Source organism: Burkholderia sp. GW821-FHT14F03 (assembly GCF_058803765.1).
This window is the reverse complement of the sequence record NZ_JBXAPG010000080.1, coordinates 1-19445: the sequence shown is the minus strand read 5'-3', so window position 1 is coordinate 19445 and position 19445 is coordinate 1. Positions and strand designations below refer to the sequence as shown.

At 70.2% G+C, this 19445-nt stretch carries 18 protein-coding genes; 13 read left to right on the top strand and 5 right to left on the bottom strand.

Annotated features, from left to right (window positions below):
• The first annotated feature begins 77 nt into the window (after nucleotides 1-77).
• A complete protein-coding gene (locus AC1RQF_RS31965) occupies nucleotides 78-2324 on the top strand; it encodes an ATP-binding protein (protein WP_273997093.1) in 2247 nt (748 codons plus the stop codon).
• Nucleotides 2325-2370: 46 nt separating this feature from the next.
• Here the strand turns inward: AC1RQF_RS31965 and AC1RQF_RS31960 are convergent, their stop codons facing one another.
• The gene (locus AC1RQF_RS31960) at nucleotides 2371-2601 is read right to left on the bottom strand and encodes a hypothetical protein (protein ID WP_273997092.1); all 231 of its coding nucleotides are present in this window, start codon (nucleotides 2599-2601) and stop codon (nucleotides 2371-2373) included.
• 632 nt (nucleotides 2602-3233) lie between these two features.
• On the opposite strand from AC1RQF_RS31960, the gene AC1RQF_RS31955 reads away from it, so the two are divergent.
• Nucleotides 3234-4139 carry a MipA/OmpV family protein gene (locus tag AC1RQF_RS31955; RefSeq protein ID WP_443111466.1) on the top strand — a complete coding sequence of 302 codons (906 nt, stop codon included), beginning with the start codon at nucleotides 3234-3236 and terminating at the stop codon, nucleotides 4137-4139.
• Nucleotides 4140-4185: 46 nt separating this feature from the next.
• Nucleotides 4186-4743: a DUF3005 domain-containing protein gene (locus AC1RQF_RS31950; protein ID WP_273997091.1), complete on the top strand. Its 558-nt coding sequence runs from the start codon at nucleotides 4186-4188 to the stop codon at nucleotides 4741-4743.
• Between the two features lie 60 nt (nucleotides 4744-4803).
• Here AC1RQF_RS31950 and AC1RQF_RS31945 read toward each other — a convergent pair whose 3' ends face one another.
• On the bottom strand, nucleotides 4804-5565 hold the full coding sequence (locus tag AC1RQF_RS31945) for a DUF4397 domain-containing protein (RefSeq protein ID WP_492874077.1): 762 nt from the start codon (nucleotides 5563-5565) through the stop codon (nucleotides 4804-4806).
• Between the two features lie 308 nt (nucleotides 5566-5873).
• Here AC1RQF_RS31945 and AC1RQF_RS31940 point away from each other — a divergent pair, with 308 nt between their 5' ends.
• Nucleotides 5874-7322 (top strand): RNA polymerase factor sigma-54, encoded by a 1449-nt coding sequence (locus AC1RQF_RS31940; RefSeq protein WP_492874075.1) that lies wholly within the window; start codon nucleotides 5874-5876, stop codon nucleotides 7320-7322.
• A gap of 261 nt (nucleotides 7323-7583) precedes the next feature.
• Here the strand turns inward: AC1RQF_RS31940 and AC1RQF_RS31935 are convergent, their stop codons facing one another.
• Complete coding sequence (locus AC1RQF_RS31935; protein ID WP_273997088.1) at nucleotides 7584-8075, bottom strand: PRC-barrel domain-containing protein; 492 nt, start codon at nucleotides 8073-8075, stop codon at nucleotides 7584-7586.
• Between the two features lie 300 nt (nucleotides 8076-8375).
• Here AC1RQF_RS31935 and AC1RQF_RS31930 point away from each other — a divergent pair, with 300 nt between their 5' ends.
• From AC1RQF_RS31930 to AC1RQF_RS31920, 3 genes are all read left to right on the top strand, one after another.
• Nucleotides 8376-8564: a DUF3008 family protein gene (locus AC1RQF_RS31930; RefSeq protein WP_492874073.1), complete on the top strand. Its 189-nt coding sequence runs from the start codon at nucleotides 8376-8378 to the stop codon at nucleotides 8562-8564.
• 30 nt (nucleotides 8565-8594) lie between these two features.
• Nucleotides 8595-8756 carry a DUF1328 domain-containing protein gene (locus tag AC1RQF_RS31925; RefSeq protein WP_492874071.1) on the top strand — a complete coding sequence of 54 codons (162 nt, stop codon included), beginning with the start codon at nucleotides 8595-8597 and terminating at the stop codon, nucleotides 8754-8756.
• 118 nt (nucleotides 8757-8874) lie between these two features.
• On the top strand, nucleotides 8875-9237 hold the full coding sequence (locus AC1RQF_RS31920; RefSeq protein ID WP_273997085.1) for a DUF3022 domain-containing protein: 363 nt from the start codon (nucleotides 8875-8877) through the stop codon (nucleotides 9235-9237).
• A 446-nt stretch (nucleotides 9238-9683) separates the two neighbouring features.
• Here the strand turns inward: AC1RQF_RS31920 and AC1RQF_RS31915 are convergent, their stop codons facing one another.
• Nucleotides 9684-11072, bottom strand: coding sequence for a nucleobase:cation symporter-2 family protein (locus tag AC1RQF_RS31915; protein ID WP_492874069.1), 1389 nt, complete (start codon nucleotides 11070-11072; stop codon nucleotides 9684-9686).
• A gap of 217 nt (nucleotides 11073-11289) precedes the next feature.
• On the opposite strand from AC1RQF_RS31915, the gene AC1RQF_RS31910 reads away from it, so the two are divergent.
• Together AC1RQF_RS31910 and AC1RQF_RS31905 are read left to right on the top strand one after the other, a co-directional pair.
• Complete coding sequence (locus tag AC1RQF_RS31910; protein ID WP_492874067.1) at nucleotides 11290-12150, top strand: hypothetical protein; 861 nt, start codon at nucleotides 11290-11292, stop codon at nucleotides 12148-12150.
• 137 nt (nucleotides 12151-12287) lie between these two features.
• Complete coding sequence (locus AC1RQF_RS31905) at nucleotides 12288-12416, top strand: hypothetical protein (RefSeq protein WP_492874065.1); 129 nt, start codon at nucleotides 12288-12290, stop codon at nucleotides 12414-12416.
• A gap of 85 nt (nucleotides 12417-12501) precedes the next feature.
• On the opposite strand, the gene AC1RQF_RS31900 is transcribed toward AC1RQF_RS31905, so the two are convergent.
• The gene (locus AC1RQF_RS31900) at nucleotides 12502-13437 is read right to left on the bottom strand and encodes a LysR substrate-binding domain-containing protein (RefSeq protein ID WP_273997083.1); all 936 of its coding nucleotides are present in this window, start codon (nucleotides 13435-13437) and stop codon (nucleotides 12502-12504) included.
• Between the two features lie 243 nt (nucleotides 13438-13680).
• On the opposite strand from AC1RQF_RS31900, the gene AC1RQF_RS31895 reads away from it, so the two are divergent.
• The 4 genes from AC1RQF_RS31895 to AC1RQF_RS31880 all read left to right on the top strand — a co-directional run bounded on the left by AC1RQF_RS31895 (nucleotide 13681) and on the right by AC1RQF_RS31880 (nucleotide 19186).
• Nucleotides 13681-15051: a 2-hydroxycarboxylate transporter family protein gene (locus tag AC1RQF_RS31895; RefSeq protein WP_492874063.1), complete on the top strand. Its 1371-nt coding sequence runs from the start codon at nucleotides 13681-13683 to the stop codon at nucleotides 15049-15051.
• 30 nt (nucleotides 15052-15081) lie between these two features.
• Entirely contained in the window at nucleotides 15082-16260 is a 1179-nt protein-coding gene (locus AC1RQF_RS31890; RefSeq protein ID WP_492874061.1) for a CaiB/BaiF CoA transferase family protein, read from the top strand.
• A gap of 211 nt (nucleotides 16261-16471) precedes the next feature.
• Nucleotides 16472-16792, top strand: coding sequence for an H-NS histone family protein (locus tag AC1RQF_RS31885; protein ID WP_273997080.1), 321 nt, complete (start codon nucleotides 16472-16474; stop codon nucleotides 16790-16792).
• Between the two features lie 72 nt (nucleotides 16793-16864).
• Nucleotides 16865-19186, top strand: coding sequence for a cytochrome P450/oxidoreductase (locus AC1RQF_RS31880; protein WP_492874059.1), 2322 nt, complete (start codon nucleotides 16865-16867; stop codon nucleotides 19184-19186).
• Nucleotides 19187-19445: the final 259 nt, after the last annotated feature.

The following is a 19445-nucleotide window of genomic DNA, read 5'->3' as shown; positions in this document are numbered from 1 at the left end:
GCGCGGCGGCGCGCGCCCGAAGGCGGCCGCGCCGGCCCGGGCCGGCCCGGGCGCGTGGTGCGGCGGGAGTGAAGGCGATGGTCAATCTGATGCGCGCCCGCGCGGGGCAATCGGGCATCGCCGTCATGCTGGTGGCGATCGCGACCGTGCTGCAGGCGCTGGCGATCCGGCTCGGCGGCGTGGACCTGCCGCTGCTGCTGTACTACCCGCTGCTCGCCGCGATCGCGTGGCTCGCATCGTTCGGGTTCGGCGTCGCCGCCACGCTGGCGAGCGCCGGCCTGATCTGGCTGCTGTTTCTTTCCGATCCGTCGGTCTATACGGCGCCGCTGCCGGCGCGGCTCGTCACGCTGGCCGCCTTCGTGCTGACGGGCGTGGTGGTCAGCGCGATGGCGTCGTCGTTGCGCGGCGCGAGCGTGGCGCAGCGCTGGCGCGGCCATCGCGACGCGCTGCTGCGCCGTCGCTACGAAACGGTGTTGGGCGCGCTGCCGTGCGGCGTGCTGGCGAGCGATGCGCGCGGCCGCGCCGTGTTCGTCAACGACGAGGCGGCCGCATTGCTGGGCGGCGCGCCGCGCGATCTGACCGGGCGGCCGGTGCGCGATCTGCTGGGCGCGCGCGATGCCGAGGGACGGGAGGCGGCCGCGCAGGCGTTCGAGCGCGTGCTGTCCGGATTGACGGAGGTCGCGTCGACGCGGCGCTGGCTGCGGCAGAACCGCAGCGAGACGAACGCGGCGATCGTCGAGACGGCCGCGCCGATGCGCGACGCCGCCGGCGCGATTCGCGGCGCGGTGCTGATGCTGCAGGACGCCGCCGCGGCGGCGTTGCGCGACGCGGTGGTCGATGCCGCGCCGGATGCGATCGTCGGGATCGACGCGCACTATCGCGTCGTCAGCTGGAATCGCGCCGCGCAGCGCCTGTTCGGTTATGACGAGCACGAAGCCGTGGGGCTCGACGCAGGCGGCTTGATCGCTGCGCGCTGGCGCCTGCGTCATCCGCTGCCGGCGCGGCCCGACGCCGCGGGCGACGACGACGGACCGGTCGACGTGCTGTGCGTGCGGCGCGACGGCGCGCGCTTTCGCGCGACGCTCGCGGCCGGCGTCGTGCCGCCGCGCGCAGGCGGCGCGGTGGCGCTGTCGCTGACGGTCCGCGAATCGGGCGAGCGCCGACGTCGTGATCGTCGCGCGCACCGTTCGCTGCGCGGCGCGCGCGACGCGCGCCGGCAGGCGGATACGTCGAACCGGCTCAAGGACGAATTGCTCGCGACCGTCTCGCACGAACTGCGCACGCCGCTCAACGTGATCTATGGCTGGGTCGAGGTGCTTCGCCATACCGGCGACCTCGCCTTGCAGCAACAGGCGATCGATGCGATCGATCGCTCGGCGCGCTCGCTCACGCGCATGGTCGCGGACATCCTCGACGCGTCGTCGCTCGCGACCGGCAAGCTGCGGCTCGATGCAGTGCCGATCGACCTCGTGCGGATCGTCGCCGACGTCGTCGAGTCGTTTCGCACGGCCGCGTTGAACGAAGGCATCGTGCTCGCGACGGAGTGCGCGGTGGACACCTGCGTCGTGTCGGGCGACGGCGAGCGGCTGCGGCAGATGCTGTCGAACCTGCTGTCGAATGCGTTCAAGTTCACGCCGACGGGCGGCCGGGTGACGGTCGGCCTCGTGCAGGCCGGTGCGCGCGTCACGCTGTCGGTGGCCGATACCGGGTCCGGCATCGCGCCGGAGTTCGTGCCGCACGTGTTCGAGGCGTTCCGGCGCGCGGACGAGGCGCCGGCGTCGCCGCGGCGCGGCCTGGGGCTCGGCCTGTCGATCGTGCGCCACATCGTCGAGCTGCACGGCGGCAAGGTGTCGGTCCGCAGCGCGGGCCGCAATCTCGGCGCGATCTTCACGGTCGCGCTGCCGGTCGGCTGGCAGCCGCCGCTCGGCGCGGCCGGACAAGCTTCGCGCGACGAACCGACGCCGCTCGTCGCGCAGCGCGTGCTGCTCGTCGACGACGATCCGACCACCCGCGCGAGTCTCGCGGCGGCGCTGACCACGCTCGGCGCGGAGGTCTCCGTCGCGGCGTCGGGGCGCGAAGCGCTCGCGCAGGCCGAACGCGCGCGGCCGACCGTGGTGCTGTCGGATCTCGCGATGCCGGACGGCGATGGGTTCTGGCTGCTCGAAGCGCTGCGCCGGCGCGGCGCGGGCGGGCCGCGCATCCTCGCCGTCACCGCGCACGCCGGGCAGGCGGACGAGCGGCGCGCCCGCGAGGCGGGATTCGATGGCTACCTGCGCAAGCCGGTCGATCTGCGGATGCTGGCGCGCGTGATCGTGCGCGACTGACGCGCGCGCGGTGCGCATGCGATGCCCCGTGCACGCGCGCCGGCATTCACGGCGTACGCCCGGCGTCGTCCTTGCGCGGGGCGGGGTCCGGCTTGGGATCGATCCGCGTGACGCCGCCCGTCGCCGGTGCGTCGCTGGCGGGAAACGTTTCTTCGAGCGTACGGTCGATGTGCTCCTCGGATTTGCGTCTGCGGGGCCGGTCGTGTTCCTTCAGCGGCGGCGTCGGGTGCGGGCCGCGTTCCGTGCCGGGCCCGGCCGGTTGCATCGAATCGTTCATGGCGTCACCTCCGGATTCAAGATTCAGGCACCGCCTTGCACGCAACCCGCATGCCCGGTCGAGCCGACGCGTGCGCCTGTCGGCCCGGCGCGCGTCCGCGCGACGCCGTGCAAGTTTTGCAGCGCGTGCGGCAGCGATTGCAATGCCCGGCGTCGGAACGGCCGGCGGCCGGCATGCGCGGGCATGGCATGCGGCTTGCGTCATCGGACGGGTGACCAACGCAAGGAGGCTGGATGAAGTACGCATGGAACGCATGGCCGCATCGACCCGATCCACCGATACCCGACGCGGAACCCGATTCGGAACCGCTCGACCCGCCCGAGCCGCACCGCGCGCCGCAGGGCGATCCGCCCGAACCCGAGCCGCCGATCTACGTGCCGCCGCAGGCCGCGCGCGACGGAGCGCGCGCGTGGCGGTCGGTCGTGGCCGCATGGCTCACGGGGGGCCGTGACGCGCCCGACGCCGCGCGGACGCACCCGGGCCTGCACGAGACGGCGGCGCGGCCACGCAGGGCCTTGCGTTCCGGCCCGGCCGACGGGCGAGCGCGCGGCGCGGGACGGTCGTCCGGGATGACCGGCTGGCGCGAACGCCGGGGAGCCGCTACGCTGGCGGTGCGCACGACCGGAGGCCGCATGATGACGACCCCAAGCTTGTCCCGCACCCGCCAGGCGCGCACGCCCGGCGCCCGACGCCGCGCGGCGTGGTTCGCCGCGTGCTGCTCGATCGGTTCGATCGGGCCGTTCGCGGGCGCGGTGCGCGCGCAAACGCCGTCGCCGCTCGCGGAATGGCAGTACTCGGCCGGCGTGCCGCTGACCAGCCTGCTCGCACCCGCGCCGCTGCCCGCCTGGCAGATCCAGGCCGGCATCGCCTCCAACCTGCAGGCCGCCTATCCGGGCGCATCGGCATACCGCGCGCGGGTCGGGCCGAGCATCGACATCCGCTATCGCGACCTGTTCTTCCTGTCGACGGGCGAAGGCGTCGGCGTGAACCTGCTGAGCGGGCCGCGCGGGCGCGTATCGCTGTCGGCGGGCTTCGACATGGGCCGGCGCGCGGCCGACGACCTCGATCACCTGAACGGGCTCGGCAACATCGGCGCGGCGGCCGTCATCAAGTTGTCGGGCGATTACGTGGTGTCGAAGTCGTTCCCGCTCGTGCTGCGCGCGGACGTGCGGCGCGACATCGGCGGCTCGAACGGCTGGCGCGGCGATCTGTCGGCCTACATGCCGCTGCCGGGCAGCAGCGAACGGTTTTTCTGGTTCGCGGGGCCGAGCGTGTCGTTCGCCGACGCGCGCTACATGGACACGTGGTTCGGCGTCTCCGGCGCGCAGGCCCAGCGCAGCGGGCTCGCGCCGTATTCGTCGCACGCGGGCCTGCGTTCGGTCGGGTTCGGCACGACGGCGGTCTGGTTCTTCCGCAAGCACTGGTTCCTGACCGTCGACGGCGCGATCGAGCAATTGACGGGCAGCGCGGCGCACAGCCCGGTCGTCTCGCGTCCGACCCAGGGCGTGTTCGATCTGTCCGTCAACTACCGGTTCTAGCGCGCCGCCCGTGCGCGGCGCGCGCTCAGGAAAGGAGGTCAACGAGATGCGCCATACCGGAACCCCTACCCACGCCGAGCGGCAGCGCGAGGTCATCGCGAACAGCCCCGTGAAGACGCCGGCGGCCGGCCGCGACATGCCGGATGCGGCGACCCAGGCCGCCGAGACCGCCCGCGCGCGGCCGCTGTCGCCCGAACGCATCGCGGCCAAGGCGGCGACTGGACTGCCGCCGATCGACCGCGATGCGCGCCTGCGCGACGCGGGCGACGATCCGGTGCGCCGCGCGGCCAGCCGGATCGTGTCGCTCGACAACGCGAACATGGCCGCGACCGACAACACCGTCGACGTCGACGGCAAGGGCATGGAAGCGCGCCGTGGCGCATCGAAGTGGCAGGCCAACGTGATCCATTCCAACGCCTCGCTCGACGAGCGCGTCGACACGCCCGAGGTGGGTCTCGCCGGCTTCGAGAGCCGGGCGGGCGGAACCTTGCCGCGCGTCGTCGCGCGGGCGGGCTGGCGCGTGCGGCATGAGGGCGCGGTGACGATCGAGGTGCCCGGCGGCCGGCGTGTCGAGCAGGTGTTCCGCTTCGAACGGTCGAACTAGACGCCGCGGAGTCTGCCTTCCTGGGGCGCGGCCCGTCGGCCGCGCCATCCCCTGTCTTGCTTACTGCGGGCCGAGTTCCTGCGCGGACGTGTCCGCGTCGTTGCCCTGCGCGACCAGCACGTGGATGTCGTTCGGCGTGACGTCGGCGATGCCGCCCGCCGGGATCGTCAGCAGCAGCCAGTCCGCGTTGTTGTTCAGCGAGACCGGCGGCGTGGTCAGGATCGGCGTCTTGCTGCCCGCCGAGGTCACGATCACCTGATAGGTGCCGCCGTTCAGGTAGACCGAATCCTGGCCCGAGGCCGGCGAGGCGTTCTGGTAGGCCGCGCCGGAGACGGTCGGGCTCTGCGTGCCGATGTCGGTGCCGGGCGGCACGACGTAGATGTCGACGTTCTGCGCGTTCGGCGAGGCATTGAAGCCGCGCACGCGCGCCTGGTTCGACAGCAGGCCCTTCGCGTAGGGGTCGTCGATCACCGAGATCGGCGCGGACGTGCTGGGCAGCGCGATCGTCGTGTAGTGGTGGCCCTTCGCGGCGCTGAAGGTCTGCTGTGCGATCGTGGTCGTGGTGCCGGACACATCGTAGGTTGCGGTCTGCGTGCCGGAGCCGACGTCGCGATAGCGCGTGACGCCCTTGTACGCGACACCGGTCGCGTTCGCGGAACCGTTCAGGTAGTAGTCGAGATTCGGTCCGGACGGTACGGCGTTGATGAAGCGGGCCTGCGGGTTGGTCAGGCCCAGCTCGGTGCCGACGTCGTTTCCGTCGCCGCCGCACGCCGTCAGGGCGGCGGCGGCGATGCATGCGGCCGCAACGATGCGAATGTTCATAGAATCCTCCCAGGCGGGATACCGGCCGTGTCGCGGGTTCGTCGCTGCCCGCGTCGTGGTCCGGGGGTGATGGAATGCCTGCCTGTCGCGCACGCGCGGCCGGCAGACCCCGCAGCCGGCGCAAGCCGCATACCCGGCGGCCCAGCCCGCCGGGGCGGGGCGCACGGCGCGGGGCGCGGGAAAATTTGTGTGGGCGTTGAAAAAAGGGAAGGGCGGCGCGTAGGCGCGCGCGGCGGGCCGCCGCCAGGCCGCATTGGCATGAAGGTTGCGGGTAAGTCTCTTACCGTTCAATCCGACTGGAGTCCCGCATGTCCTTATCGCTTGGGCTGCAGATGCGGCAGCATCTTGCGCTCACCCCCAGGCTGCAACAGTCGCTGCGTTTGCTGCAGCTTTCGTCGCTGGAGTTTCAGCAGGAGTGGCAACAGGCGCTCGACAACAACCCGTTCCTCGAAGACACCCGCGCGCCCGACGAGGCGGCGAAGGCCGCCGACGCGGCCGTGGAGCCCGATTCGCCGACGCGCGCGGAATCGCCGGACACGGCAACGGTTCACGTCGAATCCGGGCGCGGCGTGGATGCGGCGGACGCCGGGCACGCGGATACCGCGCCGCGCGGCGGGCGGTCCGGCGGCGAAGCCGTCGGCCTGGAGCCCGGCGAATGGAACGCCCCCGAGCCCTCGCTGCGCGCGCATCTGCATGAGGCCTTGCGTCTGCAACCGCTGTCCGGGCGCGACCGCGCGGCCGCGCACATGATCGTCGATGCCCTCGACGACGACGGCTATCTGCGGCAGTCGCTCGCCGATCTCGTGCGCGTCGTGGAACCCGGGCTCGGGCTCGACGAAGGCGATCTCGCGGTGGCGCTGCGGCGCGTGCAGTCGCTCGAACGGCCGGGGATCGGCGCGCGCTCGCTGGCCGAATGCCTGCTGCTGCAACTCGACGACCTGCCGCCCGACACCCCGGCTCTCGCGTGCGCGCGGGCAGTCGTGCAAGACCATCTCGAATGTCTCGCGCGGCGCGAGATGGCCGACCTGCGCCGCCGGCTCGATTGCGATGCGCGCACGCTCGACGCCGCCTGTGCGCTCGTGCGCCGTCTCGATCCGCGTCCGGGCAACCAGTACGGCAGCGTGCGCGGCGAATACGTGGTGCCCGACGTGATCGTGCGGCAGATTCGAGGGGACTGGATCGTGATGGTCAACCCCGATCTGGTTCCGTGCGTGCGCATCCATCGCCGCTACGCGGCCCTGTTCGCGCGCGAGCGCGGCGCACGCGATTCGCTGCTGGGCCAGCAGTTGCAGGAAGCGCACTGGCTGCTCAGGAACGCACGCAAGCGCTTCGATACGATCCAGCGGGTCGGGGCCTGCATCGTCGAGCGGCAGCGGGATTTCTTCCGCCATGGCGAGCGCGCGCTCAAGCCGATGATCCTGCGCGACATCGCCGAGGCGCTCGACCTGCATGAATCGACCGTATCGCGCGCGACCGGCAACAAGTACATGGCGACGCCGCACGGCACTTTCGAATTCAAGTACTTCTTCCCGCGCAAGCTGGAGGCGGTGGGGGCGGGCGTGGGTTCGGCGGCCGCCGCGAAGGCGCTGATCCGTGAGTTGATCGCGGACGAGGCGGCGCGTGCGCCTTGGTCGGATGTGGCGCTGGCGAAGGCGCTCGCGGCGCGCGGCATCGTATTGGCGCGCCGCACCGTGACGAAGTACCGGCAGGCGATGCGGATTCCGGCCGCCGATCTGCGTCGTCGCATGCCGGATTGATGTTGGGGGAGGCTGTCGGTGCGGCTGGATTCGAGGGGTTATCGGGTATGCCGCGCGTCGTGCGCTTGCTGCGTGTTTCGTGAGTGACGCGCGTCGTTCCTGCAGAAGCCGGCACCCGGCTTTCGCGCGCGCACCGATCCTCATGATCTCGATGAAGCGCGCGCGGCATGGCATGGCGGCATCGGACCAACGCGCCGTCATGCGCGTCGCCGCGCATGCCCCGCGGCGGCGGCGGGGTGCCGTCGCCACAGGAATCAACGCTCAATGCCGTCCGCCGCGCGGTTCGGCCGCGTTCGGCGAGGCTTCGTGAGGCGGCGCGTCGAAGTCGAGTTCCTCTTCCGCGATCCAGTACGGCGAGCGGCCGTAGTACTGGTGCAGCGTGTCCGCCCATTGCGGGTCGGCCATCGCGGGCCAGTGATCCTTGTCGAAGCCGGGGGCGTGACGGATCAGTTCGGCGGAAACCGACAGCAGGAAGCGCTTGCGGTCGGTGTCGAGCGTCAGCGCGCTCCACGGTATCGCGAGCAGCTTGTCGCCGATGCCGAGCAGGCCGCCGCTCGACAGCACCGCGTACGCGATGCGTCCGGTGCGGACGTCAAGCATGATGTGCTTGATCTTGCCGACATCGTCGCCATCGGTCGTGTAGACCTTGTTGCCTTCCAGGGTGTTGGCCGCCATCACGTCGGGGCCGGGTCCGTTCGCGGTGGCGCGGCCCTTGCCGACGATGCGGGCCTGGCCTTGATCGGGGGTGTGCATGAGTGTCCTCCTGAAGAGGCGAACGCGTCGCGTCCGCGCGGGTGGGCATCGAACCGATGCGGCGCATGCGCGCGCACCGGCCTTCGTCGTGCAAGGCGCGTACCCGGCGCGCGGATGGCGCCGGGCGGGCGTCGGGTGGAGGCCGCCTGCGCAAAACCTACGAGGCTGTGTAAAAAGCGCCGTACGTGCCTGCGCCGCATCGCCGTGCGTGCATGCCGGGCGGATGGCATGGCGCTTGCGCATGACTGAGCGCGCCGCGCCGGTGCCGCGCGTCGCGATGCCATTCAAAGGAGGGCCAGCATGCCTGCAAAATCCCAGGCGCAGCAGCGCGCCGCGGGCGCTGCGCTGTCGGCGAAGCGCGGCTGCATCAAGGTGAAGGCTCTGAAGCCGCCGTCGCAGGCGATGTACACGTCGATGAGCGAGCGCGAGCGCGAGACGATGGCGTCGACGCCGAGGCATGGCAAGCCGAAACATGTCCGCGACGCGTGAGCGTCGAACCGCATTGGACAGGCGCGTCCCATGCCTCGATATGCCGTCATCTTTTTCGTCATCGCGATCATCGCCGCGTTGTTCGGCTTCGGCGGGATCGCGGCCGGTGCGGCGGAGATCGTGAAGATTCAGTTTTATATCTTCGCGGTGATTTTCCTCGTCACGCTCGTGCTGGGGACCGTGCGCCGATGATGCGGGGCCGCCTTCCGCCCGACCGGGTTTCAGCCGGCGCGCGACGCCATTCAGCCTGTCCCTCGACGAGGATTCCGGAGCGGCGCGCGTGCGCCGGTCCTTCATCCAGGAGAGCGTCATGCAAGCGAATCTTGGTTACGGTATCGACTCCGATGATCGGGAGGACGAGGTCGCCGAGCGCAGGCTCGATACGACGATCCATTTCGACGCAGCATCCCGGCGCATCACGTTTCATATCGCCTGGGCGATTGCGGTCGACGGCGTGCGCGACACGGCGCGGCATTCGGTCGAGCTGAGCGTCGACTGCGGGACGGTCGAGCGCTTCGGCCACCTCGACGCCGCCGCGCGCGCACGCGTGCGCGCGATGCTGAGCGCGACGATCTGGGAGATGCTCGATGCGCTGCCGGCGCATGGCGAGGCGCGGACGTTGCGGGTGGAGCTGTCGCGGGCGACGCTCGACGCGGCGTGTCGGCTGCAATGATGTCGGGGTTGAGGGGGTAGGCTGCGCTGGGCAGCGATCGCACTCATCTGCGGAACGACAAGGACTGGGTGCTGGGGGATGCCTGCCCGCGTGAATGCGGCGCGGCGAGGGAAGCGGGGCGCAGTGCGCGGGCGTTGAGCGACCGGGCCGACCGCGCCAGGGAAAGCCCCGATGCGTTCAGGGCCCTGATCGATCAATCCTTCGCGTGTGACTACGCGAACCTGCTCGTGGAGGCAGAAGCGAAGAGCGTACGCTCCGCTTCCCGACAGGTGTGGATCTGCGCTATCGCGCGGCTCGCGAGGCGCTGGACGTGCTGGCCACGCGCGCGGTCGCTCACGCGAAGCGGGCGTCCCGGCAGGGCAGCCCGCCCATCACGCGGAACCGACGCCCGGCGGCCCGCGCATCACGCGGCGGGCGGCGCGCCGTCGCCCCGCCCGTACATCACATCAATGCTTTTCCGGCAGGAACCAGTTCATCACGAGCGCGCAGATGCCGCCCGTGGCGACGCCCGACTCGAGCACGTTCTTGAGCGCGTGCGGCAGGCTGGTGAGGATCTCCGGCACTTGCGACACGCCGAGGCCGAGCGCGAGCGACACGGCGATGATCAGCAGCGCGCGGCGGTCGAGCCGGATGCCGGCGAGGATGTTGATGCCGGACGCGGCCACCGCGCCGAACATCACCATCGCTGCGCCGCCCAGCACGGGTTCGGGCACGGCCTGCAGCACGCCGGCGACGGTCGGGAACAGGCCGAGCACCACCAGCATGCCGGCGATCCAGATGCCCACGTGACGGCTCGCGATGCCGGTGAGCTGGATCACGCCGTTGTTCTGCGCGAACACGGAACTCGGGAACGTATTGAACACGCCGGCCAGCAGAGAATTCGCGCCGTTGACGAGCACGCCGCCCTTGATGCGCTGCATCCACAGCGGGCCTTCGACCGGCTGCCGGGAGATCTTGCTGGTCGCGGTCACGTCGCCGATCGCTTCGAGCGAGGTGACGAGATAGATGATCAGCATCGGCACGAACAGCGGCCATGAGAAGCCGAGGCCGAAGTGCAGCGGCGTCGGCACCTGGAACAGCGCTGCTTCGCGCGCGCCGGTGAAGTCGAGGCGGCCCATCGCGGCGGCGGCGAGATAGCCGATCGCGAGCGCGATCACGAGCGCGGTGCTGCGCACCCAGACCACGGGTACGCGGTTGAGCAGGATGATCGAGCCGAGCACGAGGCCGGACAGCGTGAGGTTCTGCACGCTCGCAAAGGTGCCCTTGGCCATCGCGCCGTAGCCGCCGCCCATGCTGACGAGGCCGACCTTGATCAGGGTGAGGCCGATCAGCAGCACCACGATGCCGGTGACGAGCGGCGTGATCAGGCGCTTGACGAACGGCAGGATGCGCGACACGGCCATCTCGACGAACGAGCCCGCGATCACGACGCCGAAGATCGCGGCCATCACGGTCTCGACCGGCGTGCCCTGCTTGACCATCACGCTGCCGCCCGCGATCAGCGGGCCGACGAAATTGAAGCTCGTGCCCTGCACGATCAGCAGGCCGGCGCCGAGCGGCCCGATGCGCCGGCATTGCAGGAAGGTGGCGATGCCGGAGATCACGAGCGACATCGACACGATCAGCGTGGTGTCGCGGCTCGACACGCCGAGCGCCTGGCAGATCAGCAGGCCGGGCGTGACGATCGGCACCAGGATCGCCAGCAGGTGCTGCAAGGCGGCGACGAAGGCGACCATCGGCGCGGGGCGGTCGTCGGGGCCATAGACGAGATCGCGGCCGGGTTCGGCGTCGTCGGTGCCGGCAGAGGCGGGGTTGGCGGGGGAAGCGGGTTGCATGACGGGGGCCGGTCAGGTGGAAAAAGCGGAATTTTACGGGAACGGCGCGGCGGCGGGCCAGGGAGGGGGCCGCCGGGCGCCGGCGACGGCGCGACGCGGGGCGTCGAGCGGGGGCGGGCGCACGGGCGGCGCAGGCGTATCGCGCAGCGGGAAATCCGCGGGAAAATCGCCGGATTGTCTGTGCATTTGGATAGGACGACGCGATTTGGATAATCGAATGCCCTGCACGAAGGGAATGGGCGCTTTACAGGCCGGTACGACATTTTCCATGCACGGGAAAATCAATCGAATTCGAGTCGCGGGCGAATGCCATTTCCGTTCATGGCTTGTTTATCCGCATGACGGGCCGCGTTGGAAGACGCGCGCGTCGTGGTTACTCCATGCAAGGACCGAAGCCGCGCCGAAGCCCGGCCGCCCGCCGGGGCCGTTGCGCGAGGGGGACGGATCGTTATCGCACGCCGTTGTGATGCCTCGTCGCTTCGAGTACCCTCTCGGCGATACATTTTTCACCGTCCCGCGCGCCGTCGCGCCCGCCATGAGAATCGTCGCTCCACTCGCCGTCGCCGTTGCGCTGGCCGGCTGCCAGACCAATCGGCCCGACCCGGTCGCCGTGAACAACGCCTCCCTGTGGACGATCGAGAATACCCTGCCCGCGCCGCGCGTCCGGTACGTCGATCCGGCGGGGCGGGCCGCGCGGGCGCTGTACGCGGATCGCGTGGTTCAGCTGCCCGGGGTGGACGAAGCGGATGCCGTCCGACATCAGCAGACGCTCGACCGCCTCGGACAGCGCTTTTCGCAGTGGTGCGAGCGGGAATCGCTGCAGCCCGGCGACGAGACTTACCCGTATGATCAGGCCACGCTCACGCATGACATCGAGTCGATCGCGGGCGCGCAACTGCCGACCGACAGCCCGCTCCTGATCTGCATGGGACGCAACGGCCGCACGCTGGTCGGCGCGTACGTGGTGCTGACGGGCCGTCGCGTGGCGTTCTACAAGGCGGACGATGCGCGTCGGCTGAGGCTGTTCCTGGCGCGCCGGGAAGGCGGCGGGTCGGCCGCGCCGGCGGCGGTGCGCTGACGCGCAGGTCCGCCGGCAGGGAAAAACAGGGTGGCGCCCCGCGCGCCGCCCGGGGAAGATGCTCCGGATGCGGAGCGAAAGGGACAGGCGTGACGCCTGTGATTCAGTCGATGGTCTCGTGGAAGAAGAGGTGGATTATGGTGGGGCGTTGGGTGACGGTCGCGCTGACGGCGGCCGCGTTGTTCGCGCTGGCGGGCTGCAATACGGTGGCCGGGGTCGGCAAGGATATTTCGGATTCGGCCCACGCGGTCCAGCACGCGCTGTAACGCGGCAACGGGCGGCATCACGGGGCGGGGCGCGCGGCTGCGCGTTCCCGCCCCGTGTCTTTGGTGGCGCGGCCGCCGCCTGGATTCAGACCGGCCGCAGCGTGATCCCCTGCCATTGTCCGTTCACGTGCAGCTCGCGGACCAGATCGGCGATGCAGCGCCGCACGGCGATCGCGGCCGCGCTGACGGGCGCGGTGTTCGACCAGCACAGGCTCACGGGCCGCCGCAGCTGCGGCTCGACCAGGCGGCGCACCGGCGGCCGCCGGGCGGCGTCGCGCGACGCGAGGATCGACACCGGGAAGATCGCGTGCGCCGCGCCGGAGCAAGCGATATCGAGCAGGGTCGGCAATGAATCGATGTCCGCGATGATGTTCAGCTCGACATCGGCTTGCGCGAAGGCGCGCTCGATCAAGAGGCGCAGCGCGTGCGGCGGGCTCGGCGCGGCGAACGGCAGGTTCGCGAGCTGCGCGAACGTGCAGGTGGGATCGCGGCCCTCGGTCGGGGCGAGGCTGCCGCCCATCACGTAGAGATCTTCGTCGAACAGCGGCGACACCGACATCCCCGTGCTTTCCGTCTCGCGGAACAGGATCGCGAGATCGAGGCGGCCGTTGAGCAATAGCTCGGAGATATAACCGCTCACGCTTTCGAACAGCTGCAGGCGGATGCCCGGGTAGTGCTGGCGGATTCGCTGGAACAGCGGCAGCCCGAGGCTGGCCGCGATCGTGGTGGGAAACCCCACCGACACGGTGCCCGATTCGCCGTGGCCGCCCTCGCGGACGTCCTGCCGCAGATGCTCGATTTGCCGCAGCACGCCGCGCGCGTGCCGGTACAGGTTCTTGCCCGCCTCGGTCGGCGCGACGCCGAGCGAGCTGCGCTGCAGGAGCTGCGCGCCGAGCTCCTCCTCGAGCGCGCGCAGCTGCACGCTCAGCGACGGCTGCGCGACCAGCAGCATCTCCGCCGCCTTCGAGAGGCTGCCGCTGTCGACGATTCCCACGAAATTGCGTAGTTGTTTGATTTCCATAAGCAGCGGTGCAGCCAAGCAGCGGCGCCGGTAAGAAATACGCTACCGGAAAAACGAAACGTGTTCGATTGAGATCAAACCGGCGAACAAATATAAGAATTGATTGCCGAATATCGGTGATTCGGAAAGCGGTTATTAGCTTAACGTATACCCCCCATCGGGTAACGGTATTTCCGCTGGTTACCGGCCCCGCCTATTATGCAAGCACAAAATACCGGCGATAAAAAAGAGATAAACGAGGCGATGAGAGCGCGACCTTCCTATTTGCAGCCGTCCACAGCCGATAATCCCGGCAATCCATCCCATTCCACGCCGCCCGCGGCGCGCGGCGTCTGGCAGCAGGCCCTGGCGTGGCGCGTCGGCGTGATTCCGCTGCCGGTCTACATCGTGCTGCTGGCCGCGGTCACGGCGGCGACGGCCACGGGCAAGCTCACGGCCGAGCTGCTGCCGATGATCGCGACGCTCAGCGTGTTCGGCTTCACCTGCGCGGAAATCGGCCAGCGCATTCCGGTGTTCCGCAGCATCGGCGGGCCGGTCATCCTGACGACCTTCCTGCCGGCCTACCTCGTGTTCGAACAGCTGTTGCCGTCCGTCTTCGTCAAGCCGATCATCGATTTCTGGAAGGCGAGCAACATCCTCTATCTGTTCATCGTCTGCATCATTGTCGGCAGCATTCTGAGCATGAACCGCAAGGTGCTGATCGGCGGCTTCCTGCGCATCTTCGCGCCGCTCGCGGCGGGGTCGGTCGCGGCGCTCGGCGTGGGGCTCGCGGTCGGCACGCTGCTCGGCATGTCGGCGTTCCATACGATGTTCTTCGTGGTGATCCCGGTGATGGCGGGCGGCTTCGGCGAGGGCGTGGTGCCGCTGACGCTCGGCTATGCCACGCTGCTGCACCGGCCGGCCGCCGAGCTGCTCGCGCAGGTGTTCCCGGCCGTGATGCTCGGCAATCTGTGCGCGATCATGTTCGCGGGCTGCCTCGACGCGCTCGGCAAGCGCTATCCGGGGCTGACGGGCAACGGCCAGCTGATGCGCGCCGGCGGCGACGGGCTCGATGCGCTCACGCAGGCCGAGCCCGACGCGCGAAGCGCGCCGATGGACGTGCCCGCCGCGCTGATGGCGGCGGTCTGCCTGTACTTTCTCGGCGCGCTCGCGCAGAGCGCGTTCGGCCTGCCCGGCCCGGTCGCGATGCTGTCGCTCGCGGTCGCGGCGAAACTCGGGGCCGTGTTCCCGCCGGCCATCGAGCGCGGCGCGGGCGCGCTCTACCATTTCTTCGCGAAGGTCGTCACGTATCCGCTGCTGTTCGCGGTCGGCATCGCGATCACGCCGTGGAAGAAGGTCGTCGAAGCCTGCACCGTGCCGACGCTCCTCACGATCGTCGCGACGGTCGCCACGCTGATGAGCGTCGGCTTCGTGGTCGCGCGCCGCTTGAACATGCATCCGATCGACACCGCGATCGTGGTGGGCACGCACAGCGGGATGGGCGGCACGGGCGACGTCGCGATCCTGAGCGCCGCGAACCGGATGCGGCTGATGCCGTTCGCGCAGATCGCGACCCGCATCGGCGGCGCGATCACGATCACGCTGAGCCTGATCGTGCTGGCCCGGATCGTCTGACGCATCCGCATTCACCGAGGAGAGCCCCGCATGCACCCGCTGGATGGAATCACGGTCGTCGCGCTCGAGCATGCGGTCGCCGCGCCGTTCTGCACGCGCCAGCTCGCGGACCTGGGCGCGCGCGTGATCAAGATCGAGCGGCCGCGCGTGGGCGATTTCGCGCGCGCCTACGACGAACGCGTCGGCGGTCTGTCGTCGAGCTTCGTCTGGGCCAACCGGTCGAAGGAAAGCCTCACGCTCGACCTGAAGCAGCCGGCCGCGCGCGCGGTGCTGCTGCGCCTGTTGGAAGAGGCGGACGTGTTCATCCAGAATCTCGCGCCCGGCGCGGCGGATCGGCTCGGGCTCGACTACGAGACGCTCAACGCGCATTTTCCGCGACTGATCGTGTGCGGGATCTCGGGCTACGGGCCGGACGGCGCGTATCGCGACAAGAAGGCCTACGACCTGCTGATCCAGAGCGAGGCCGGCCTGCTGTCGATCACGGGCACGCCGGACGCGCCCGCGAAGTCGGGCTGCTCGATCGCGGACATCGCGACCGGCATGTATGCGTACAGCAACATCCTGTCGGCGCTGCTGCAGCGCCAGAAGACCGGGCGCGGCCGGCGCATCGACGTGTCGATGCTGGAGAGCATGGTCGAGTGGATGGGCTTCCCGCTCTACTACAGCATCGACGGCCAGGCGCCGCCGCTGCGCTCCGGCGCGGCGCACGCGACGATCTATCCCTACGGGCCGTTCGCGACGGGCGGCGGCGACACCGTGGTGCTCGGCCTGCAGAACGAGCGCGAGTGGCAGGTGTTCTGCGAACGCGTGCTGGAACGGCCCGCGCTCGCGGACGATCCGCGTTTCGCGTCGAATTCGCGCCGGCTCGACGCGAAGGACGAACTGCACGCGATCATCACCACGGTGTTCGCGGCGCTCGATGCGGACCGGCTGGTCGCGCGGCTCGACGCGGCGGGCATCGCGAATGCGCGCCTGAACGACATGCGCGACGTGTGGGCGCATCCGCAGCTCGCCGCGCGGCGTCGCTGGACCGAGGTGCAGACGGAACGCGGGCCGGTGCCCGCGCTGCTGCCGCCCGGCGCGGACGCCGCCGCGCCGCCGCCGATGCGCGCGGTGCCGGCGCTCGGGGAGCACACCGACGCGATCCTGGCCGAACTCGGCTTCACGTCTGCGCAGATCGACGCGATGCATGCGACGGATGCCGTCTGAGAGAAGGGAGGAACGCATGCCGCATTGTCTGTTCGGTCGCCGACGCGGCGCGCGCGTCGGCCGCGCGGGCGTGGCGCCCGGCGCGGCGCGTACGCGCTCGCGGCCGGCGGCGCGCCGCCGCTGCGCGGGAGGAAGGGGAAGGGCGCCGGCGCGAGTCCGGCGCGCTGCATTGAATCAATACAAAGAACACACGAGGATGTGAGGGAGCGTCATGAACGTAGTCGAACACGAGTCGTATCAGAGCCTGAAGGAAAAGATGAAGGCGATGGAGCAGGCGGTCGAGGCGGCCCGCAAGAGCGAGATCGAGGCGGCGCTGAGCGCCGTGCGGCGCACGATCAAGGAATACGGGCTGACCGAGCGCGACATCTTCGGCGCGCGGCGGCTGGACGGCGGGCGCGACCGGCGCGTCGGCCGGGTCCGGCCGAAGTATCGCAATCCCGCCACGGGCGAGACCTGGTCCGGCCGCGGCCGGCCGCCGCGCTGGATCGCGGGGCAGGAATACGCGCCGTTCCTGATCCGCACCACGAACTGACGGCGCGCGGCATCGACGTCGCGGCGCGCGCGTATTAGAGTGACGCGATCGCCCCCGGCTGCGAGGATGGCCATGTCCGCTTCTCCCGATGCGCGTTGTCCGTTCCAGCCGGCGTCCGCGTCCGACGCCCCCGCTTGCCCCGTGAGCGCGCAGGCCGCCGCGTTCGATCCGTTCGGCGACGGCTATCAGCAGGATCCTCCCGATTACCTTCGTTGGGCGCGCGAGCGCGAACCGGTGTTCTACAGCCCACGGCTCGGCTACTGGGTCGTGACGCGCTACGCGGACATCAAGGAGGTGTTCCGCGACAACCAGACCTTCAGTCCGTCGATCGCGCTCGAGAAGATCACGCCGACCGGCCCCGAGGCGAACGCGGTGCTCGCGTCCTACGACTATGCGATGAACCGCACGCTCGTCAACGAGGACGAGCCCGCGCACATGGCGCGGCGGCGTCTGCTGATCGAACCGTTCACGCCCGAGGCGGTGCAGCGGCATGCGCCGCTGGTGCGGCGGCTCGCGCGCGACTACGTCGATCGCTTCGTCGACGCCGGCCGCGCGGACCTGGTCGAACAGATGTTGTGGGAAGTGCCGCTGACCGTCGCGCTGCATTTCCTCGGCGTGCCCGAAGAGGACATGGACACGCTGCGCCGCTATTCGATCGCGCATACGGTGAACACCTGGGGGCGGCCGCGCCCCGATGAGCAGGTGGCGGTCGCGCATGCGGTCGGGCGGTTCTGGCAATACGCGGGCGGCGTGCTCGACAGGATGCGCGCCGATCCGTCGGGGCCGGGCTGGATGCAGCTCGGGATCCGCCTGCAACGCGCGCATCCGGACGTCATCACCGATTCGTACCTGCACTCGATGATGATGGCGGGCATCGTCGCCGCGCACGAGACGACCGCGCATGCGGCCGCGAACGCGCTGACCCTGCTGTTGCGGCATCCGCACGCGTGGCGCGAACTGTGCGCGGATCCGGCGCTGATCCCGAACGCGGTCGACGAGTGCCTGCGGCACAACGGCTCGGTCGCCGCGTGGCGACGCATCGCCACGCGCGACGCGATGGTGGGCGGCGTGCCGGTGCCGGCCGGCGCGAAGCTCCTGATCGTCACGGCGTCGGCGAATCACGACGCGCGCCATTTCAACGATCCCGATCTGTTCGACATCCATCGCGACAACCCGGCCGAGCACCTGACCTTCGGCTATGGCGCGCACCAGTGCCTCGGCAAGCATCTCGCGCGCATGGAGTTGCAGATCCTCGTCGATGAGCTGACGCGGCGGCTGCCGCATCTGCGGTTGGCCGCGCAGAAATTCAGCTATGTGCCGAATACCTCGTTTCGTGGGCCTGAGCATCTGTGGGTCGAGTGGGATCCGGCCGAGAACCCCGAGCGCACGTGGCCGGCGGTGGGTGCCTCGACACTGGTGGTTCGGGTCGGCGAATCGAATGCGCGCCGTGCGGGGCGTGAGCTGACCGTGCTGTCGATCACGCCGGAGGCGGACGATATCGTCCGGGTGCGGCTGGCCGCGCCCGACGGCGCGGTGTTGCCGGCCTGGCGCGCGGGCGCGCATCTCGACGTGGCCTGCGGGGATACGGGGCTGTCGCGACAGTATTCGCTGTGCGGGGATCCAGATGTGCGCACGGTCTACGACATCGCGGTGCTGCGCGCGCCCGACAGTCGCGGCGGTTCGGCGTGGCTGCATCGCGCGTTGAGTACGGGCATGCGCGTGCGGGTGCGCGGGCCGCGCAATCACTTCGGGCTCGCGCCCGAGGCCGGGCGCGTGATCTTCGTCGCGGGCGGCATCGGCATCACGCCGATCATGGCGCTGGCGAACGAGGCGCGCATGCGCGGGCTTGACTACGTCGTGCATTACTGCGGCCGGCGTCGCGCGGCGATGGCGTTTGTCGATGCGCTGCACGCGCTGCATGGGGCGCGGCTGTGTCTCCATGTCACGGATGAGGGCACGCGCCTCGATCCCGCCGCGCTTGACGTCGCGCCGGGCGTGCAGGTCTATGGATGCGGCCCGGCGCGCCTGCTGGATGCGCTGGCCGAGCGTGCGCAGCGCTGGCCGCATGATGCGCTGCGGGTCGAACGCTTTGCGGCGGCTGTGTCGGGCGCGGGCCGGGGGCCGGATCGTGCGTTCGAGGTCGAACTGAAGGACTCGGGGCTGGTGCTGACCGTGCCGGCCGACCGCACGCTGCTGTCGGTGCTGCGCGCGGCGAATGTCGACGTGCCGAGCGACTGCGAGGAGGGCTTGTGCGGTGCGTGCGAGGTGCGCGTGCTGGCGGGCGAGGTCGAGCATCGCGACAGCGTGTTGAGCGCGGGCGAACGGGCGCTTAATACGCGCATGATGGCTTGCTGTTCGCGGGCGGGTGGGGGAAGGCTTGTGTTGGAGATTTGAAGGCGTCGGGCAGCCGGATACGCCACATCCGTCAGACGCGGAAAGCGGGAACGCCGCCCGCGTCGTCATGCGAGCCGCCCGCCCGGTATCGCGTCGATTTCCCACGACGCATGACGTGTATAGGTCGAGTCCTGACCGGTCAGTCGACGGACAATACGACCGCTCGTCGCCAATGGCGGTGATCGACCGAGGCTGTGTGAAAACGCGTTGATCGTCTAGACTGAATCAACGCATTCAGGATGGGCTGCCCATGAAGCGA

Coding starts and splice junctions, on each gene's coding strand:
- AC1RQF_RS31965 (WP_273997093.1), top strand. CDS start 78: ATGGTCAATCTGATGCGCGCCCGCGCGGGGCAATCGGGCATCGCCGTC.
- AC1RQF_RS31960 (WP_273997092.1), bottom strand. CDS start 2,601: ATGAACGATTCGATGCAACCGGCCGGGCCCGGCACGGAACGCGGCCCG.
- AC1RQF_RS31955 (WP_443111466.1), top strand. CDS start 3,234: ATGATGACGACCCCAAGCTTGTCCCGCACCCGCCAGGCGCGCACGCCC.
- AC1RQF_RS31950 (WP_273997091.1), top strand. CDS start 4,186: ATGCGCCATACCGGAACCCCTACCCACGCCGAGCGGCAGCGCGAGGTC.
- AC1RQF_RS31945 (WP_492874077.1), bottom strand. CDS start 5,565: ATGAACATTCGCATCGTTGCGGCCGCATGCATCGCCGCCGCCGCCCTG.
- AC1RQF_RS31940 (WP_492874075.1), top strand. CDS start 5,874: ATGTCCTTATCGCTTGGGCTGCAGATGCGGCAGCATCTTGCGCTCACC.
- AC1RQF_RS31935 (WP_273997088.1), bottom strand. CDS start 8,075: ATGCACACCCCCGATCAAGGCCAGGCCCGCATCGTCGGCAAGGGCCGC.
- AC1RQF_RS31930 (WP_492874073.1), top strand. CDS start 8,376: ATGCCTGCAAAATCCCAGGCGCAGCAGCGCGCCGCGGGCGCTGCGCTG.
- AC1RQF_RS31925 (WP_492874071.1), top strand. CDS start 8,595: ATGCCTCGATATGCCGTCATCTTTTTCGTCATCGCGATCATCGCCGCG.
- AC1RQF_RS31920 (WP_273997085.1), top strand. CDS start 8,875: ATGCAAGCGAATCTTGGTTACGGTATCGACTCCGATGATCGGGAGGAC.
- AC1RQF_RS31915 (WP_492874069.1), bottom strand. CDS start 11,072: ATGCAACCCGCTTCCCCCGCCAACCCCGCCTCTGCCGGCACCGACGAC.
- AC1RQF_RS31910 (WP_492874067.1), top strand. CDS start 11,290: ATGCCCTGCACGAAGGGAATGGGCGCTTTACAGGCCGGTACGACATTT.
- AC1RQF_RS31905 (WP_492874065.1), top strand. CDS start 12,288: ATGGTGGGGCGTTGGGTGACGGTCGCGCTGACGGCGGCCGCGTTGTTC.
- AC1RQF_RS31900 (WP_273997083.1), bottom strand. CDS start 13,437: ATGGAAATCAAACAACTACGCAATTTCGTGGGAATCGTCGACAGCGGC.
- AC1RQF_RS31895 (WP_492874063.1), top strand. CDS start 13,681: ATGAGAGCGCGACCTTCCTATTTGCAGCCGTCCACAGCCGATAATCCC.
- AC1RQF_RS31890 (WP_492874061.1), top strand. CDS start 15,082: ATGCACCCGCTGGATGGAATCACGGTCGTCGCGCTCGAGCATGCGGTC.
- AC1RQF_RS31885 (WP_273997080.1), top strand. CDS start 16,472: ATGAACGTAGTCGAACACGAGTCGTATCAGAGCCTGAAGGAAAAGATG.
- AC1RQF_RS31880 (WP_492874059.1), top strand. CDS start 16,865: ATGTCCGCTTCTCCCGATGCGCGTTGTCCGTTCCAGCCGGCGTCCGCG.